General features: G+C 65.4%; 13 protein-coding genes. 7 read left to right on the forward strand and 6 right to left on the reverse strand.

Translation table 11 applies throughout. The features are described from left to right. Nucleotides 1–39: 39 nt before the first annotated feature. Nucleotides 40–2361 (reverse strand): DNA translocase FtsK, encoded by a 2322-nt coding sequence (locus tag U5A58_RS30750; protein ID WP_321964252.1) that lies wholly within the window; start codon nt 2359–2361, stop codon nt 40–42. Between the two features lie 416 nt (nt 2362–2777). On the opposite strand from U5A58_RS30750, the gene trxB reads away from it, so the two are divergent. Next, nucleotides 2778–3773, forward strand: a complete 996-nt coding sequence (gene trxB / locus U5A58_RS30755) for a thioredoxin-disulfide reductase (RefSeq protein WP_321935123.1) — start codon at nt 2778–2780, stop codon at nt 3771–3773. A 200-nt stretch (nt 3774–3973) separates the two neighbouring features. Continuing rightward, nucleotides 3974–4750: a Smr/MutS family protein gene (locus U5A58_RS30760; protein ID WP_321964253.1), complete on the forward strand. Its 777-nt coding sequence runs from the start codon at nt 3974–3976 to the stop codon at nt 4748–4750. Between the two features lie 99 nt (nt 4751–4849). Here the strand turns inward: U5A58_RS30760 and U5A58_RS30765 are convergent, their stop codons facing one another. From U5A58_RS30765 to U5A58_RS30780, 4 genes are all read right to left on the reverse strand, one after another. Next, nucleotides 4850–5971 carry a sn-glycerol-3-phosphate ABC transporter ATP-binding protein UgpC gene (locus U5A58_RS30765; protein WP_321964254.1) on the reverse strand — a complete coding sequence of 374 codons (1122 nt, stop codon included), beginning with the start codon at nt 5969–5971 and terminating at the stop codon, nt 4850–4852. A gap of 31 nt (nt 5972–6002) precedes the next feature. Beyond that, nucleotides 6003–6860, reverse strand: a complete 858-nt coding sequence (locus U5A58_RS30770; RefSeq protein WP_233882460.1) for a carbohydrate ABC transporter permease — start codon at nt 6858–6860, stop codon at nt 6003–6005. Next, nucleotides 6850–7791 carry a sugar ABC transporter permease gene (locus U5A58_RS30775; RefSeq protein ID WP_321913916.1) on the reverse strand — a complete coding sequence of 314 codons (942 nt, stop codon included), beginning with the start codon at nt 7789–7791 and terminating at the stop codon, nt 6850–6852. The genes U5A58_RS30770 and U5A58_RS30775 overlap by 11 nt, the downstream gene beginning before the upstream one ends. A 133-nt stretch (nt 7792–7924) precedes the next feature. Further along, nucleotides 7925–9172: an ABC transporter substrate-binding protein gene (locus U5A58_RS30780; protein ID WP_321947097.1), complete on the reverse strand. Its 1248-nt coding sequence runs from the start codon at nt 9170–9172 to the stop codon at nt 7925–7927. 576 nt (nt 9173–9748) lie between these two features. Here U5A58_RS30780 and zwf point away from each other — a divergent pair. From zwf to U5A58_RS30795, 3 genes are all read left to right on the forward strand, one after another. After that, nucleotides 9749–11218, forward strand: a complete 1470-nt coding sequence (gene zwf / locus U5A58_RS30785) for a glucose-6-phosphate dehydrogenase (protein WP_321947099.1) — start codon at nt 9749–9751, stop codon at nt 11216–11218. Nucleotides 11219–11311: 93 nt separating this feature from the next. After that, nucleotides 11312–12013, forward strand: a complete 702-nt coding sequence (gene pgl, locus U5A58_RS30790) for a 6-phosphogluconolactonase (RefSeq protein WP_321913919.1) — start codon at nt 11312–11314, stop codon at nt 12011–12013. Continuing rightward, complete coding sequence (locus U5A58_RS30795) at nt 11994–13910, forward strand: bifunctional transcriptional regulator/glucokinase (RefSeq protein WP_321947101.1); 1917 nt, start codon at nt 11994–11996, stop codon at nt 13908–13910. The genes pgl and U5A58_RS30795 overlap by 20 nt, the downstream gene beginning before the upstream one ends. 70 nt (nt 13911–13980) lie before the next feature. Here U5A58_RS30795 and U5A58_RS30800 read toward each other — a convergent pair whose 3' ends face one another. Continuing rightward, a complete protein-coding gene (locus tag U5A58_RS30800; protein ID WP_321964255.1) occupies nt 13981–15213 on the reverse strand; it encodes a Bcr/CflA family multidrug efflux MFS transporter in 1233 nt (410 codons plus the stop codon). Nucleotides 15214–15422: 209 nt separating this feature from the next. Here U5A58_RS30800 and U5A58_RS30805 point away from each other — a divergent pair, with 209 nt between their 5' ends. Both U5A58_RS30805 and hemL read left to right on the forward strand, forming a co-directional pair. Next, the gene (locus tag U5A58_RS30805; RefSeq protein WP_321964256.1) at nt 15423–16052 is read left to right on the forward strand and encodes a hypothetical protein; all 630 of its coding nucleotides are present in this window, start codon (nt 15423–15425) and stop codon (nt 16050–16052) included. A 178-nt stretch (nt 16053–16230) separates the two neighbouring features. Next, nucleotides 16231–17556: a glutamate-1-semialdehyde 2,1-aminomutase gene (hemL, locus tag U5A58_RS30810; RefSeq protein ID WP_321964257.1), complete on the forward strand. Its 1326-nt coding sequence runs from the start codon at nt 16231–16233 to the stop codon at nt 17554–17556. The last annotated feature ends 68 nt before the right edge of the window (nt 17557–17624 follow it).

Consider the following 17624-nt stretch of genomic DNA (forward strand, 5'->3'; position numbering starts at 1 on the left):
CGGAAAGGTTGGCAAAGCGGCGGCCAGGCGCGGCGTGGCCTAGTCGGCGTCGCCGCGGTTGGGCACGAGGATCTCGCGGTTGCCGCTCGATGACATCGCCGAAACGAGCCCGGATTGCTCCATCTGTTCGAGCAGCCGCGCCGCGCGGTTGTAGCCGATGCGCAAGTGCCGCTGCACGAGCGAGATCGACGCGCGGCGATTCTTGATGACCACCTCGACGGCCTGATCGTACAGCGGATCGGACTCGTCGCCGGTGCCGCTGGTTCCCGCAGCCGTACCCTCGTCGCCCTCGCCGCCCACGGCGCCTTCGAGGATGCCCTCGATATAGTTCGGCTCGCCCTGCTCCTTGAGCTTCTCGACGACGCGGTGCACCTCGTCATCGGAGACGAACGCGCCATGCACGCGCACGGGCATGCCCGAGCCCGGCGGCAGGTAGAGCATGTCGCCCATGCCAAGCAGCGACTCGGCGCCCATCTGGTCGAGAATCGTGCGCGAGTCGATCTTCGACGACACCTGGAACGCCATACGCGTGGGCACGTTGGCCTTGATGAGACCCGTAATCACGTCCACCGACGGGCGCTGCGTCGCGAGAATCAGGTGAATGCCCGCCGCACGCGCCTTCTGCGCGATACGCGCGATCAGCTCTTCGACCTTCTTGCCGACCACCATCATGAGGTCGGCGAGTTCGTCGATCACGACGACGATATGCGGCAGCTTCTGGCACGGCTCCGGATCGTCCGGCGTGAGGCTGAACGGGTTCGGGATCTTCTCCTCGCGCTTGTTCGCCTCTTCGATCTTGTTGTTGTAGCCCGCGAGATTGCGCACGCCAAGTTTGCTCATGAGCTTGTAGCGGCGCTCCATCTCGGCCACGGTCCAGTTCAGCGCGTTGCCGGCCTGGCGCATGTCGGTCACGACCGGGCAGAGCAGATGCGGAATGCCCTCATAGACGCTCATTTCGAGCATCTTCGGGTCGATGAGGATCATGCGGACCTGCTCGGCGCTCGCCTTGTACAGCAGCGAGAGGATCATCGCGTTGATCCCCACCGACTTGCCCGAGCCGGTCGTGCCGGCCACGAGCAAGTGCGGCATCTTCGCGAGATCGGCGCAAACCGGCTTGCCGCCGATGTCCTTGCCAAGGCCCATGGTGAGCGCCGAAGGCGCGTCGGCATAGACCGCCGAGCCGAGAATCTCGGAAAGGCGCACGGTCTGGCGGCGCTGGTTCGGCAACTCCAGCGCCATGAAATTCTTGCCCGGAATCGTTTCCACCACGCGGATCGAGACGAGCGAGAGCGAACGCGCAAGGTCCTTCGCGAGGTTCACGATCTGGCTGCCCTTCACGCCCGTGGCCGGCTCGATCTCGTAGCGCGTGACGACCGGGCCCGGATACGCGGCCACCACGGCTACGTCCACGCCAAAGTCCTTGAGCTTCTTCTCGATCAGGCGCGAGGTGAATTCGAGCGTGTCGTCGGAGATGGTTTCCTGGGTGGCCGAAGCCGGGTCGAGCAGCGAGATTGCCGGCAGCGTGGAGTCGCCCGGCAGGTCCTTGAAGAGCGGCACCTGGCGCTCTTTTTCCACGCGCTCGGAGCGCTGCGGCGTGACCACCGGCGGCACGATCGTGACCGGCTCGTGCTCCTCGATCTTCACGCGGCCGCGCTCGACCTTGCCTTCGCGCTTCACGGCCGCCGCTTCGCCGAGCTTGCGGTCGCGGCCCGCCTCGCGGCGCAGTCTGGCCATGGTCACGGCGTTGATGATGGATTCGCCGACTTTTTCGGCAACCGAAAGCCACGAGAAGCGGAAATAGAGCGAAAGGCCGATCGCGAGCGCGAGCAACAGCGCGAGCGTGCCCCCCGTGAAGCCAAGTGCGTGCGAAACGCCGCGCGCCACCGCCCCGCCCACCACGCCGCCGGGCGCCTGAGGCAGTTGCACCTTGAGGGACCACATGCGCAGCGCCTCGATGCCGCAGCTCGACAGCATGACGAGCACGAACGACAAGGCTTCGGCGACCCAGCTGATGTCGCGCGGCTTGTCGTCGTCATCGTCGGCAATTGCCTCGTTGCGCGTGATGCGCTGATAGTTCGCCGAGATGAGGCGCGCGAGCAGCACGATCCACCAGTAGGCGGACAGGCCGAACAGCAGCAGCAGGATGTCCGAGACGCGCGCGCCGACGCGTCCCGCCCAGTTCGAGATGTGGTCGACCTGGGCCGCGTGCGTCCAGCTCGGGTCGTGGCGGCTGTAGCTGATGAGCGCCATCAGCAGGAACACGCCTAGCGCGACCTGCAGGATCCAGCGAATTTCGGTGAAAAGGCGCGACATGCGGTGAGGCAATGCCTGCGCCTGCGCGGAATAAGGAGCTTTGGCCATTGAATCCTGGGCTGATTCTTGATGCGTTTGCGGTCCGCCAGTGCTTCCGTGTGCCCGAAACCCCGGGCAGACGGGCGCGGCCGCCGTCGTCCGATCCGGCCTATTGTAAACGCGTTGTTTCGGCCCCGGCGGCCCCTCGCTGTAAATGACGGTAACTGACAACGGTGTGGGGGTGGCGTCAGGCTGCGCCAGACGCGGCGATCCGCCGCCCTGCCCGCGCCGCGACAGCACTCAGGCTATCGCTGCGATCAGTAAGCTTCATCGAGCGGCCGTCTTCCCCCGCCTTTATAATTGCGGGCTGATGCCCAACTACATGCGTGAGCCCCGCCACAACGCCGGGCGCGCCCAGGCCGGCCGCACCTGAGCCGGCCGCCCGATATATCGCGCCACGCAGCGTCTTTCTACGGAATTCGATCATGTCTGCAACCAAACACGCCAAAGTTCTGATTCTCGGGTCCGGCCCCGCCGGCTACACGGCTGCCGTCTATGCGGCGCGCGCGAACCTTTCGCCGCTGCTCGTCACCGGCCTCGCCCAAGGCGGCCAGCTCATGACGACGACCGACGTCGAAAACTGGCCCGCAGACCCGAACGGCGTGCAAGGCCCCGAGCTGATGCAGCGTTTTCTCGAGCACGCCGAGCGCTTCAACACGGAAATCGTGTTCGATCACATCCACACGGCCAAGCTCAATGAAAAGCCCATCCGCCTGATCGGCGACTCGGCCGAGTACACCTGCGACTCGCTCATCATCGCGACCGGCGCGTCGGCGCAATACCTCGGCCTGCCGAGCGAAGAGCTGTACATGGGCCGCGGCGTCTCGGCCTGCGCGACCTGCGACGGCTTCTTCTACCGCAACCAGCACGTCGCCGTGATCGGTGGCGGCAACACCGCCGTTGAAGAAGCGCTGTATCTCTCCGGCATCGCGAAGAAGGTCACGGTCATTCACCGCCGCGACAAGTTCCGCGCCGAGCCGATCCTGATCGACCGCCTGCTGGAAAAGGAAAAGGAAGGCGTGGTCGATATCAAGTGGGATCACGTGCTCGACGAAGTGAAGGGCAACGAAGGCGGCGTGAACGGCCTGCGCATCAAGAACGTGAAGACGGGCGAATCGACCGATCTCGATCTGCAGGGTCTGTTCGTCGCGATCGGCCACAAGCCGAACACGGACATCTTCGAAGGCCAGCTCGAGATGAAGAACGGCTACATCATCACGAACGGCGGCCTGAACGGCAACGCCACCGGCACGAGCGTGCCGGGCGTGTTCGCGGCCGGTGACGTGCAGGATCACGTGTACCGCCAGGCGATCACGAGCGCGGGTACGGGCTGTATGGCCGCACTCGACGCGCAGCGCTACCTCGAGACCGTGAACGAGCTGGGTCAGGCGCATGTGATGAGCGCCGAAGCCGAACGCTAATCAGCGAACGGTGTACCGCCCGACACTTCGATCGGGCGGTACGCAAACGCGCGGGGCGCCACGCCGCTAAAATAGCGGTCTGAAGCCCGGCGGCGCAGCAGCAACGAGGGCCGCGGCCAGTCAGCCGGCGGCCCTTTGCTTTTGCGGCGGTTTGCGCGCAGCCAACGATTCCCCAGCCGATTTACCCAGCGTCTTTCGCCATGCCCAAGAACGTGCCCCATCCGGGCGAGCCCAAGCGCCCCGCCTCGGCGCGCCCTGCACCGGCGCCCACGCCTGCCCCCGCAGCAGACGAAGCCACGCCCGGCAAGGCGGCTTCCGGCTTCGCCGGCCTCGGCAGCCTGCGCGACGCGCTCAAGGTGCAAACCCGTCAGCGCGAGCGCGAACGCGTGGCCGCGCAGGCGGCGCGCGTCGAAGCCGCCGCCGACAGCGACCTCTTTCGCCGCGAGATCGGCCAGATCGTGCCGCTCAAGCAGCCGGCTCGCGCGCAGCCGCGCCGCGAAGCCCCCGTGCCGCTGCCGCTGCAAACGCGCCTGGACGAGCAGGCCGTGCTGCACGAAGCGATCTCCGACGAATTCGACCCTGAAGCGCTGCTCGACACCGACGACTCGCTGTACTACCACCGCCCCGGCGTTTCCGAGGAAGTCGTCAAGAAGCTGCGGCGCGGCACGTGGATCGTGCAGGCGCAGCTCGACCTGCACGGCATGCGCCGCGAAGAGGCGCGCGAGGCGCTGCAGAACTTCATCCGCGAAGCAGGCAAGCGCGGGCTGCGCTGCGTGCGCGTGATCCACGGCAAGGGCCTAGGCTCCGTCGGCAAGGAGCCGGTGCTCAAGGGCAAGGTGCGCGCGTGGCTCGTGCAGAAGGAAGAAGTGATCGCGTTCTGCCAGGCACGGCCGCACGACGGCGGCGCGGGTGCGGTGCTCGTGCTGTTGCAGCCGCATCCGGTCGGGCACGGACAGCATCATCATCACGCGCCCTGACCGAACCCGTTATCGGCGTGTCGAGATGAAAAAACCCCGTTGCTGCTCACGCAGCCAACGGGGTTTTTTATCGCGCCAGCACTATCTGGCGAACGAACATCAGGCGATGCGCGCTTCCGTCTTCGGGTCGAACAGCACGGCCTTCGAAACGTCGAACAGCAGTTCCATGCTGTTGAGCGGCTGCGGGTTCGAGCCGGGGTGTACGCGGCTCACGATACGCTTGCCGTTGACCTGCGCGAACACGAGCGTGTCCGGGCCGGTCGGCTCGATCACGTCGACCTTCACCGAGTGGCGCTGCAGTTCGTGGCCGTGGCCGTCGTGCGAGCTGCGCGCGTCGGTGATGCGCTCCGGACGCAGGCCCAGCACCACTTCCTGGCCGATGTAGCTGCGCAGCTTGTTCGCGTCGAACAGCGGCAGGTTCAGCACGTTGCGCGCGACGCCCGTGTCGAGTTCGATGCCGACGCCCGAGCCCTGTTCCACCAGCTTGCCTTCGATGAAGTTCATCGGCGGCGCGCCGATGAAACCCGCGACGAACAGGTTCGACGGCGAGTCGTAGATGTCCTGCGGCGCGCCGAACTGCTGCACGATGCCGTCCTTCATGACCGCGATACGGTCGCCGAGCGTCATTGCTTCGATCTGGTCGTGCGTCACATAGACAATCGTCTTGCCCACGCGCTGATGCAGCAGCTTGATTTCCGAGCGCATCTCGATACGCAGCTTGGCGTCGAGGTTCGAGAGCGGTTCGTCGAACAGGAACATGATCGGGTCGCGTGCGAGCGCACGGCCCATCGCCACGCGCTGGCGCTGGCCGCCCGAAAGCTGGCCCGGCTTGCGGTCGAGCAGATGCTGGATCTGCAGCATGCTCGACACGCGGTCGACGATCTGCGCCTGCTCGGCCTTCGGCACCTTGCGGATGTTCAGGCCAAACGAGATGTTCTCGCGCACCGTCATCGACGGATAGAGCGCGTACGACTGGAACACCATTGCGATATCGCGATCTTTCGGCGAGAGGTTGTTCACCACCTTGCCGTCCATGCAGATCTCGCCCTTGGTCACGGTTTCGAGACCGGCGATCATGTTGAGCAGCGTCGACTTACCGCAACCCGAGCCGCCGACCAGAATCAGGAACTGGCCGTCTTCGATGTCGATGTTCACGCCCTTGAGGACGGGGACCCCGTTCGGGTAGGTCTTGTAGACGTCGCGAATGGAAAGGCTTGCCATGCTATGAATCCTTTTAATCGAATAGAGCTTCTTAGCCCTTCACCGCGCCCGCCGTGAGACCGCGCACGAAGTAGCGGCCGGCGATTACGTAGACGAGCAGCGTGGGCAGCGCGGCGATGATCGCGCCGGCCATGTCGACGTTGTATTCCTTCACGCCCGTGGACGTGTTCACGAGATTGTTCAGCGCCACCGTGATCGGCATCGAATCGACACCCGAGAACACGATACCGAACAGGAAGTCATTCCAGATCTGCGTGAATTGCCAGATCAGGCACACCATGAAAATGGGCAGCGAGATCGGCATCATGATGCGCGTGAAGATCATGAAGAAACCGGCGCCGTCGATGCGCGCGGCCTTCACGAGTTCAGCGGGCACGCTCACGTAGAAGTTGCGGAAGAACATCGTGGTGAACGCGATACCGTACACGACGTGCACCAGCACCAGACCGCCGATCGTGTTCGACAGGCCGAGGAAGCCTTCGAGACGCGCCATCGGCAGCAGGATGGCCTGGAACGGAATGAAGCAGCCAACCAGCAGCATCGTGAAGAGCGCGTCCGCGCCGCGAAAGCGCCAGTGCGTGAGCACGTAGCCGTTGAACGCGCCGATGATCGACGAGATCAGCACGGCCGGAATCACCATCTTCACCGAGTTCATGAAGAACGGCTGCATGCCGTCACAGCGCACGCCGGTACACGCTTCGCTCCACGCCTTGATCCACGGCGCGAAGGTCGGGCTCGTAGGCAGCGAGAGCATGGTGCCCGAGTGAATCTGGTCGAGCGACTTGAACGACGTCGACAGCATCACGTAGAGCGGGAACAGGAAGTACAGCGCGAACAGGATCAGCGCCGCGTACACGACCACGCGGCTCACAGTCATCTTAGGCTGCATTGCGCGTGCTCCTCGATTCCAGATACATGAGCGGCACGAGCACGGCCACGACAGTGGCGAGCATCATCATCGACGAAGCTGCGCCGACGCCGAGCTGCCCGCGGTTGAACGAAAACGTGTACATGAAGATGGCCGGCAGCGACGACGACGTACCCGGGCCGCCCGCGGTGAGCGCGACAACGAGGTCGAACGTCTTGATCGTGATGTGGCACAGGATCAGCAGCACGGAGAAGAACACCGGACGCATGCTGGGGATCACGATCTTGCGGTAGATCGTGGGCAGCGTCGCGCCGTCCACCTGGGCCGCCTTGAAGATTTCGCTATCGACACCGCGCAGGCCGGCCAGGAACAACGCCATGCAAAAGCCCGTGGATTGCCACACGGCGGCGACCACGATACAGAAGATGGCGCGGTCCGGGTTGTTGAGCCAGTCGAGCTGGAAGCTCGTCCAGCCGATGCTGTGCATCACCTGTTGAATGCCGAGGTCCGGATTGAAAATCCATTGCCATGCCGTGCCCGTCACGATGTACGAAAGCGCCATCGGATAGAGGAACACCGCGCGCAACGCGCCTTCCTGACGGATCTGCTGGTCGAGCAGGATCGCGAGGAACAGCCCGAGTGCCACGCAAATCGCGATGAACGGGATGCCGAACCATCCGAGGTTCTGCGCCGACGTCCACCAGACGTCGTTGGAGAACAGCTCGCGATAGCGGTCGAGACCCGCGAAGTCATAGCGCGGCATCAGTCGCGAAGTCGACAGCGACAGGTAGCCGGTGATGAGGATAAAGCCGTAGACGAATACAAGGCTGATCAGAATGCTGGGCGAAAGCACCAGCTTCGGGATCCAGCGGTCTGCGAGCGCCGCCATCGGCGACGCGCGGCGGGTAGCAGGCGTAGCAGCCTTGCCGTTGCCGCTAAGAGAAGCAGTCACTGCGCAACTCCTGGTACGGTGCGAAAACATCTTCCGCACGATGATGGGGTTCAGAGGGTGAACCGTCATGCCCGGGGTGCGCCACGTGTGGCGCACCCCGTCTTACAGCACTAACCTTCTACGCTCACTTCGCTCACTTCGTCTTCGCAGCCTTCGCGAGCGCTTCCACCGCGCTCTTCGAATCCTGGTTCGAGTTCATGAACTTCGTCACGACGTCGGTGATCGCACCGGCCGTCGCGTCCGGCTGAGCCATACCGTGCGCGAGCGACGGCACATAGCCGCCGGCCTTGATCGCGGTTTGCTCATCCGCGTACGACTTCTTGGCGCAGTCGTCGAACTTGCTCATGTCCACGCCCAGGCGAACCGGGATCGAACCCTTGTACAGGCTGAACTGCTCCTGGAATTCCGGGCTCATGATCGTCTTCGCGAGCGCGAGCTGACCCGCCGTTGCCGCCTTCTGACCCTTCTGCTGGAAGAACACGAACGAGTCGACGTTAAAAGTGTAGGCCTTTGCGGTGCCCGGCACTGCTGCGCAGACGTAGTCCGTGCCCGGCTGCTTGTTCGCGCTCGCGAACTCGCCCTTTGCCCAGTCGCCCATGAACTGCATGCCGGCCTTGCCGTTGATGACCATGGCCGTGGCGAGGTTCCAGTCGCGGCCCGTGCGGGCGTTATCCATGTACGACTCGATCTTGCGGACCGTGTCGAACACGCCGACCATCTGCTGCGACGTAAGGGTCTTCTGGTCGAGGTCGACGAGCGCCTTCTTGTAGAAGTCCGCGCCCTGCGAGAGGACCACGTCTTCCCACAGCGTCAGGTCTTGCCACGGCTGACCGCCGGCGGCGACCGGCTGGATGCCCGCGGCCTTGAACTTGTCAGCCAGTGCAAAGAATTCCGGCCACGTGGTCGGCGCCTTGCCGCCCACCTTGTCGAGCGCGGCCTTGTTGATCCAGACCCAGTTCACGCGGTGCACCGAGAACGGTGCGCCGACGTAGTGGCCGTCTGCGTGCATGATCTTGTCGATCTGCGGCGGGAGGTTGGCCTTCCAGTCGCCTGCGACGGGGTCGATCGGCACCAGCACGCCTTGCTCGGCCCATTCCTGGATCAGCGGACCCTTGATCTGGGCTGCCGAAGGCGCATTGCCCGAGATCACCTGGGTCTTCAGTGCGGTCATGGCCGCCGCGCCCGCGCCACCGGCGACCGCGAAGTCCTTCCACACATAACCCTGCTTCGTCATGTCGTCCTTGAGCACGCCAACGGCCTTCGACTCGCCGCCCGAGGTCCACCAGTGCAGCACTTCGAGAGACTCGGCTGCTTGCGCCGTGGCGACGCCGCCCAACAGACCTGCTGCGCACAGGGCGCCCATGATCGCGCGGAATTTCATTGCTTATCTCCTCCAGACACCTGAACAAAAAACGATTGGCCCCTGATCGCCAGGGTGCGGTGGTTGGTCAAACAGGCAAAACAGGCAAAACACTGGACGGACGGGCGCCGGAGTGCCGCGCGCGCGTGCTTTTCGTTAGATGCGCGCGGGCCGCGTGCCGGTTACCGGCCGCAGGACGCTCAAGAGATGAGTGGATCTGAATGCAACTTGACTGTCTCCTCTTTTGATTTTCACCGGCCACCTGGCCGGCCGAGGCGCCGCTTGCGTCACACGGCCTTGAAGCCTCCGCACGCTGGTGAACCGGGCGCACGACTCACTGGCAAGCCGGCTGAGTCCCGCGTGGTTCTCCGTTAACATGAGGGGGCATTCCGTCCGCTCGCGAAACCGCGCAAACCGCCTTGCTGGCTGCGTTTCACGCTTTTTTCATCGAATGAACGTTACCTCTTGATTTGGATTGTAGTTAAACTACAATTCAGTGTCAAAAAAAATTTTATCGGACTACGGCCGCCCGATCGCCCACATCGATGGGCTCCCGATGTACCCTGCAGCGGCCCCCCAGGACTCTGACTGAGACTCATGCAAAACCAGATCGATTCAGGTTTCACGTTCGTGCTCTTCGGCGCCACCGGCGACCTGTCGATGCGCAAGATTCTCCCGGCCCTGTATGAAGCGCACCGTTCAGGCATGCTCGCGGAGTCGGGCAAGATCGTGGGCGTCGCGCGCCACGAAGAGGATCGCGCGGCGTACATCCAGTGGGTCGACGAGCACGTCAAGCCGCATGTGACGAAGAACGGCGGCTTCGACAACAACGCGTGGGCGAGCTTCCTCGAGCGCATCGTCTACGTGAAGCTCGACCTCTCGCGCGCCGAAGACTTCACTCACTTGCGCGACGGCATTGCGTCGTTGCCCGGCATTCGTGTGTTCTATCTGGCTACGGGCCCGTCCCTCTTCGTGCCGATCTGCCGCGCGCTCGCCGCCGTCGGTCTGAACGAGAACTCGCGCATCGTGCTGGAAAAGCCGCTCGGCTACGACCTCAAGTCGTCCAATGCGATCAACGACGCCGTGGGCGAGATCTTCGCCGAAGGCCAGATCTACCGGATCGACCATTACCTCGGCAAGGAACCGGTGCAGAACCTGCTCGCGCTGCGCTTCGGCAACGCGCTCTTCGAGCCGCTGTGGCGCCGCGAGTGGGTCGAGAGCATCCAGATCACGATTGCCGAAGAACTGGGCGTGGAAGCGCGCGGCGATTTTTATGACAACACTGGCGCGCTGCGCGACATGGTGCAAAATCACCTGTTGCAGCTGCTCTCGATCGTCGCCATGGAACCGCCGCATTCGATGGATTCGGATTCGGTGCGTGACGAGAAGCTGCGCGTGCTGCGTGCACTCAAGCCGATCAACCCGCTCGACATCAGCAAGGTTGCGGTGCGTGGGCAATATCACGCGGGCGTGATCCGCGGCCAGGCGGTGCCGGGCTATGCGACCGAGCATGGCGTGAAGCCCGAAAGCCACACCGAGACCTTCGTGGCGCTGAAGGTGGAGATCGAGAACTGGCGCTGGGCGGGCGTGCCCTTCTTCCTGCGCACCGGCAAGCGTCTTGCCGACCGCGTGGCCGAGATCGTCGTGAACTTCCGCCCGGTGCCGCATTCGGCGCTCGGCGCGCCGGCGCTGCGTCCCGGTGCGAACCGCCTCGTGATCCGCCTGCAGCCGAACGAGAACATCCGCCTCTACTGCCTCGCGAAGCAGCCCGGCGAAGGCATGAATCTCGCGAGCGTGCATCTGGATCTCGCGTTCGACCAGTTCTTCCGCGAAGGGCAGATGGAGGCTTACCAGCGCCTGCTGCTCGACGTGATCAACGGCCGCCTCGCCCTCTTTGTGCGCCGCGACGAGCAGGAAGCGGCGTGGACGTGGGTCGAGCCGATCCTGAACGAGTGGGCGGCTTCGCCGCGTGCGCCCAAGCCGTACGCGGCCGGCACGTGGGGGCCGGCGGCGGCAAGCGCGATGCTCGCGCAGCACGGCACCTGCTGGCTCGAAGAAGAGAACTGATGGCATTGCATGGCTTCGCGCACCGCGAGCGCGAAGTCGGACCGGACAGATGAACGACCCTGTAGACCTACAAAAAAGCAGCATGGAGGAGAAGTGATCGAGCTTCACGTATTCGACGACCCGCGCGTCCAATCCGACGCGCTGGCGCGAGCCGTGGGCGACGCGCTACATGCGTCGCTCGCCGCTCAGCAAGCGGCGCCCGGTACTGCCGTGCGCCGTGCAACGCTTGCCGTCTCCGGCGGCACGAGCCCGCGCCCCTTCCTCGAGACCCTGTCGACGCACCGCTTCGACTGGGCACACATCGACGTCACGCTCGTCGACGACCGCTGGGTGAGCGACACCGACTCCGCGAGCAACGCGCGCCTCGCGCGCGAGACGCTGCTCACGCACGAAGCGGCCAACGCGCGCTTCCTGCCGCTCGTCGATGTGGCGCAGGATCTCGACGCGCACGTCGCCGCGCTCAACGCCGACCCGGCCCGCAAGCTTCCGAACGTCGCCGTGCTCGGCATGGGCGAGGATGGCCACACGGCCTCGATTTTCGCCGACGCCCCCGAATGGCACGAGGCGATCACCACGGCGCGCCCATTCGTGGCCGTGCATCCGCAGGCCGCGCCGCACGCGCGCGTTTCGTGGTCGATGCAGGCGCTGCGCCAGGTCGACCGGCTGTTCCTGCTGATCGCGGGACAGCGCAAGCTCGAAGTGCTGCAACAGGCCGCCGCGGCCGAACAAAACAACGCCATCTCGAAGCTGGCGAACGACAAGGGAGTGAGACTCGATGTCTACTGGTGCGCCTAATAAAAACGCCCCTGGCGCAGGCCAGCACGCCGACGGTCCGAGGCTGCTCGCCGACATCGGCGGAACCAACGCGCGCTTCGCGCTGGAAACGGGTCCTGGCGAGATCGGCCAGGTGCGCGTGTATCCGTGCGCGCAGTATCCGGGCGTTGCGGAAGTGATCCAGCAATACCTGAAGGACAACAAGATCGGCCGCGTGAATCATGCGGCCATCGCCATTGCGAATCCGGTCGACGGCGACCAGGTGCGCATGACCAATCACGACTGGACCTTCTCGATCGAAGCCACGCGCCGCGCGCTCGGCTTCGACACGCTGCTGGTCGTCAACGATTTCACCGCGCTCGCCATGGCGCTGCCCGGCTTGACCGACTCGCAGCGCGTGCAGGTGGGCGGCGGCCAGCGCCGCCAGAACAGCGTGATCGGCCTGCTCGGTCCGGGCACGGGTCTGGGCGTCTCGGGTCTCATTCCCGCCGACGACCGCTGGATCGCGCTCGGCAGCGAAGGCGGCCACGCCAGCTTTTCGCCGCAGGACGAGCGCGAAGACATCGTGCTGCAGTTCGCACGCAAGAAGTGGCCGCATGTGTCGTTCGAGCGCGTATGCGCGGGGCCCGGCGTCGAGCTCATCTATCGCGCGCTCGCCGCACGCGACAAGAAGAAGGTGTCCGCGGACCTCAACCCGGCCGAAGTCGTGAAGCGCGCACACGAAGGCGAAGCGCTCGCGCTCGAGACCGTCGAATGCTTCTGCGGCATTCTCGGCAGCTTCGCGGGCAACATCGCGATGACGCTCGGTTCGCTCGGCGGCATCTATATCGGCGGCGGCGTGGTGCCGCGCCTGGGCGATCTGTTCACGCGCTCGTCGTTCCGTCAGCGCTTCGAGTCGAAAGGCCGCTTCGACACCTATCTCGCGAACGTGCCCACCTACGTCATCACGGCGGAGTATCCGGCGTTCCTCGGCGTGTCGGCCATTCTCGCGGAGCAGCTTTCGAATCGCGCGGGCGGCGGATCGTCGGCCGTGTTCGAACGCATTCGCCAGATGCGCGACGCGCTCACGCCCGCCGAGCGCCGTGTGGCCGACCTCGCGCTCAACCATCCGCGCTCGATCATCAACGATCCGATCGTCGATATTGCGCGCAAGGCCGACGTGAGCCAGCCCACGGTCATCCGCTTCTGCCGCTCGCTGGGCTGCCAGGGCCTCTCGGACTTCAAGCTCAAGCTCGCCACGGGCCTGACCGGCACGATTCCGGTGAGCCACAGCCAGGTGCATCTGGGCGACACCGCGACCGACTTCGGCGCCAAGGTGCTCGACAACACCGTCTCGGCCATCCTGCAACTGCGCGAACACCTGAACTTCGAGCAGGTCGAGAACGCGATCACGCTGCTCAACGGCGCGCGCCGCATCGAGTTCTATGGTCTCGGCAACTCGCACATCGTCGCGCAGGACGCGCACTACAAGTTCTTCCGCTTCGGTATCCCGACCATCGCCTATGGCGACCTGTACATGCAGGCCGCTTCCGCCGCGCTGCTCGGCAAGGGCGACGTGATCGTGGCCGTGTCGAAATCGGGCCGCGCGCCGGAACTGCTGCGCGTGCTCGACGTCGCGATGCAGGCCGGTGCGAAGGTGATCGCCATCACGTCGAGCAACACGCCGCTCGCCAAGCGCGCGACCGTGGCGCTCGAAACCGATCACATCGAGATGCGCGAGTCGCAGCTTTCGATGATCTCGCGCATTCTGCATTTGCTGATGATCGACATCCTCGCGGTGGGCGTCGCGATTCGCCGCGCTTCGCCCGATGCGGATCTCGGCAACGCCGTCGAAAAGGCACGCGAGCATGCCGACGACGACGCCTCGGCCGTGCTCGACTGGCTGAGCCATGGCGCCTCGCCTACCGCGCGCGACTGAAGTCCGCTTAATCAAGCGATAAAAAATGGGACGCCTCGGCGTCCCATTTTCGTTTTGCGCGACTTCGCCCTCACGGCGCGGCCGTTTGCACCGTATCCGGCGCCGGCGTGCCGTGCCACTTCACGACGAGCGCGCGCCCCACCCACGTCATCAAGCCGCACACACCGATCGTCACGCCCATGCCGAACGGCGAGATACCCGGGAACCAGCCCACCACGGCGCTTGCGAGCGCGCCGAGAGCAAGCTGCGTCGCGCCGAATACCGCCGCCGCCGCGCCCGCGTTCTTCGGATAGCGGTACATGAGATCGGTCGCGCAGTTCGCGCCGAGTAGGCCCACCACGCTCACCACGAAGAAGAGGCCGAACACGATCGACCACAGACCGCCCCAGCCGGTTACGCACATGAGCGCGACGAACAGCGACGCAACGATGCTCACGCCTGACGCGATCGACACCATGCGCAGCGTGCCGAGACGCCCGATGAAACGCGTGTTGAGGAAGTTGCCGAGCATGATGCCGAACACGTTCGCGCCGAAGAAGAACCCGTAGTGCTGCGGCGAAACGTGGAAATACTCGATGTAGACGAACGGCGTGGCGGAGATATAGGTGAACATCGAGGCGAACGCCATGCCGCCGCAGAGCATGTGCCCCCAGACGAGCGGATCGCGCAGCAAGCGTCCATAAGCCGCGAACGAGCGCAGCACGGCTGCGCTTTCGCGCTTTTCCGGCGGCCAGGTTTCAGGCACGCGCAGGTAGGCCGCCACGGCGCACGCGAGGCCGAAGAGCGTGAGCACGACGAACACCACGCGCCAGCCGCCGATCAGCAGCAACTGTCCACCGATGAGCGGCGCGAGCAGCGGCCCGATCGCGGTGACGATCGCGACCATCGAGAGGACTTTGGCGGCGTCGGAAGGCTCGTGGGCGTCGCGCGCGATAGCCCGCGAAAGCACCGAGGCCGCGCCCGCGCCGAGCGCCTGAAGAAAGCGCACGATCACAAGCTCGCCCACCGAGAACGAAAGCCAGCAGGCAATGCTCGCGAGCGTGAAAAGCGCGATGCCGCCGAGCAGGACGGGGCGGCGGCCATAGGCGTCGGAAACCGGGCCGTAGAGCAGCATGCCGATCGAGAAGCCGGCCATGAAGCTCGTGAGCGTCGAGGCCGCGGCGGCGGCGCTCACGCCGAACGACTGCGCGATGGCAGGCAGGCTTGGCAGATACATGTCGGTGGCGAGCGGGCCACAGGCGGCGAGTGCGCCCAGCAACAGGATCAGCCGGCCATCGGGCCGGCGGCGCGGGGAATGTGACATGGTGTGTAGGGCGGCGGAACACGCGCGGCTCGCGCGTGCTCGATGTCATGGGCCGTTCTATCCGTCGCTGCGGGAGCGGACAAAACGGCAACGCAGTGCCGTCGAATTGTACCTGACGCCCTTTCTCCGCCCTTCGCCGCTCCCCATGCGGCATCGCCGCGGCTTTGCGCTAAGCTGCCCGCTTTCGCCCAACTTGCCACGTCGCCGACATGACCGCCTTCCTGCTCATCTGGAGCCCCAAGAAGTGGCCCTGGCCCGAACTGCCCGACTTCGCGCGCCGCGTGCGCGCTGGAGAGGCTGTCGCCGACACCTGGGGATGCGGCTTCGCACGCGGCATCCTGCCGGGCGACCGGGTGTTCCTGCACCGCGTGGCCGCCGAGCCGCGCGGGCTCTTCGGTTCCGGCTACGTCACGCGCGCGCCCTACGAGGTGCCGGACGCCGCGTACAAGCGCGGCTACCGGCTGTGCATCGACTTCGTCTACGACTGGCTCGTCGACGCGGGCGAGGAAGTCGTGATCGCCCGCGACAATTTGCGGGCGCATCCGTTTTCGGTCCAAACCTGGGACGCGCAGAGTTCGGGCACGGTCATCAAGCCGGTTGCCGAAGGCGCGCTGGAAAAGCGCTGGGCGGAGTTGACCGGGCGGCGGCCGATGCCGGCGCCGGCGCTCGCGGCCATGCAGGCGTGGCACGACGCGCACGCGGCATCGGCGGCGAACGATGCACCCGCACCGGGCGCAATTCGGCCCGCCCGCAAACGCGCGGCCGCCAAAGTCGAAGTGCGCGACACGGCGCCGCACCTCGCGCCGCCAGCGCGCAAACGCAGGCAGCCAATGCGCTGAATGCGGCTGCCCGGAGGTGCACCGAGCCAACCCGGGGCTCCGGCCCGATCCGCGCGACTCCGGTACAATTTCGAGAGAACAGCCCCATCGCCCGCGCCCTTGCGGCGCCGCATGGGTCCGTACGCCGGCCCCTTTCGTCAGGGCCGCGCGCCACACCACTTTCGCAGGTCCCGCACTCATGTCCAGCACCCAGTCCAGCACGCAGAACCGCAACGAAGCCCTCTTCGAGCGCGCCCAGCGCACCATTCCGGGCGGCGTGAACTCGCCCGTGCGCGCGTTCCGCTCGGTCGGCGGCACGCCGCGCTTCGTCGAGCGCGCGCAGGGGCCGTACTTCTGGGACGCCGAAGGCAAGCGCTATATCGACTACATCGGCTCGTGGGGCCCGATGATCGTCGGCCACGTGCATCCGGAAGTGCTCGAAGCCGTGCAGCGCGTGCTCGCGAACGGCTTCTCGTTTGGCGCGCCCACCGAGGCCGAGATCGAGATCGCCGAGGAAATCTGCAAGATCGTCCCGTCGATGGAGCAAGTGCGCATGGTGTCGAGCGGCACCGAGGCGACCATGAGCGCGCTGCGTCTCGCGCGCGGCTTCACGAAGCGCGATCGCATCGTGAAGTTCGAAGGCTGCTATCACGGCCACGCCGACAGCCTGCTCGTGAAGGCGGGCTCAGGCCTGCTCACGTTCGGCAACCCGACGTCGGCCGGCGTGCCCGTGGACATCGCGAAGCACACCACGGTGCTCGAATACAACAACGTCGCGGCACTCGAAGAAGCGTTCAAGGCGTTCGGCGACGAAATCGCCGCCGTGATCATCGAGCCGGTCGCCGGCAACATGAATCTCGTGAAGGCCACACCCGAATTCATCCACACGCTGCGCGCCCTGACGTCGAAGCACGGCAGCGTGCTGATTTTCGACGAAGTGATGTGCGGCTTCCGCGTGGGTCTGCGCGGCGCACAGGCGCTCTACGGCGTCGAGGCGGATCTGGTGTGCCTCGGCAAGGTGATCGGCGGCGGTATGCCTGCGGCCGCGTTCGGCGGCCGTCGCGAGATCATGGATCATCTCGCGCCCAACGGCACGGTGTACCAGGCGGGCACGCTCTCGGGCAACCCGATCGCGGTTGCGGCTGGTCTGAAGACGCTGCAGCTCATCCAGGCGCCGGGCTTCTACGAGCAACTCACGGCGAAGACCGAACGCCTCGCGAAGGGGCTAACAGCAGCCGCGCACGAAACAAAAGTGCCGTTCGTGGCGGATTCGGTGGGCGGCATGTTCGGCCTCTATTTCGCGGACAAGGTGCCAGGCAGCTTCGCCGAAGTCACGAAGAGCGACATCGCGCGCTTCAACCGCTTCTTCCACCGCATGCTGGACGCGGGCGTCTACTTCGCGCCTTCGGCCTACGAGGCCGGCTTCGTCTCGAGCGCCCACGACGATGCGATCCTCGACGAGACGATCGCCGCGGCGCGCAGCGCGTTCGCAGCGGAAGCCGCGGCTGAGAACGTGACACAGTAAGGCTTCACGCTATCGACAGCCGGCGCGGCGCCCGCCCGCCGGCCCACCACCTGACCGCCGCCCGAGAG

Origin of the sequence: Paraburkholderia sp. J7, assembly GCF_905220155.1 — a bacterium.
Lineage (GTDB): Bacteria > Pseudomonadota > Gammaproteobacteria > Burkholderiales > Burkholderiaceae > Paraburkholderia.